Source organism: Pedobacter cryoconitis, from assembly GCF_014200595.1.
Classification (GTDB): Bacteria; Bacteroidota; Bacteroidia; order Sphingobacteriales; family Sphingobacteriaceae; genus Pedobacter; species Pedobacter cryoconitis_C.
Genome location: NZ_JACHCG010000017.1, coordinates 1 through 1220, shown reverse-complemented (window position 1 = coordinate 1220; position 1220 = coordinate 1). Strand labels below are relative to the sequence as shown.

Below are 1220 nucleotides of genomic sequence, written 5' to 3'. Positions count from 1 at the left end.
CCGCGCGAGTTTTTTAAGTCTATTCTGACAGACAAATAAGAATAAGACTATTATTAATACAAGTTAAGAATGGTCAGTGTTCAAACAACAACATTTTACAATGGAGAGTTTGATCCTGGCTCAGGATGAACGCTAGCGGCAGGCCTAATACATGCAAGTCGAACGATACTCTTTAGCTTGCTAGAGAGGAAAGTGGCGCACGGGTGCGTAACGCGTATGCAACCTACCTTAATCAGGGGGATAGCCCGAAGAAATTCGGATTAACACCGCATAAAATCACAGTACAGCATTGTACAATGATCAAATATTTATAGGATTAAGATGGGCATGCGTGACATTAGTTAGTTGGCGGGGTAACGGCCCACCAAGACCACGATGTCTAGGGGATCTGAGAGGATGACCCCCCACACTGGTACTGAGACACGGACCAGACTCCTACGGGAGGCAGCAGTAAGGAATATTGGTCAATGGAGGCAACTCTGAACCAGCCATGCCGCGTGCAGGAAGACAGCCCTCTGGGTCGTAAACTGCTTTTATTCGGGAATAAACCTATCTACGTGTAGATAGCTGAATGTACCGAAGGAATAAGGATCGGCTAACTCCGTGCCAGCAGCCGCGGTAATACGGAGGATCCAAGCGTTATCCGGATTTATTGGGTTTAAAGGGTGCGTAGGCGGCTTTTTAAGTCAGGGGTGAAAGACGGTGGCTCAACCATCGCAGTGCCCTTGATACTGAAGAGCTTGAATGAACTAGAGGTAGGCGGAATGTGACAAGTAGCGGTGAAATGCATAGATATGTCACAGAACACCGATTGCGAAGGCAGCTTACTATGGTTAAATTGACGCTGAGGCACGAAAGCGTGGGGATCAAACAGGATTAGATACCCTGGTAGTCCACGCCCTAAACGATGAATACTCGCTGTTAGCGATACACAGTTAGCGGCTAAGCGAAAGCGTTAAGTATTCCACCTGGGGAGTACGGTCGCAAGATTGAAACTCAAAGGAATTGACGGGGGCCCGCACAAGCGGAGGAGCATGTGGTTTAATTCGATGATACGCGAGGAACCTTACCCGGGCTTGAAAGTTAGTGAATCATTTAGAGATAGATGAGTCCGCAAGGACACGAAACTAGGTGCTGCATGGCTGTCGTCAGCTCGTGCCGTGAGGTGTTGGGTTAAGTCCCGCAACGAGCGCAACCCCTATGTTTAGTTGCCAGCACGT

Annotated in this window: 1 rRNA gene; it reads left to right on the top strand. The window is 48.4% G+C overall.

The annotated features are described in order from the left end of the window. Positions 1-97: 97 nt before the first annotated feature. Positions 98-1220: ribosomal RNA gene (locus HDE70_RS27105) — 16S ribosomal RNA — on the top strand; the annotation flags it as partial.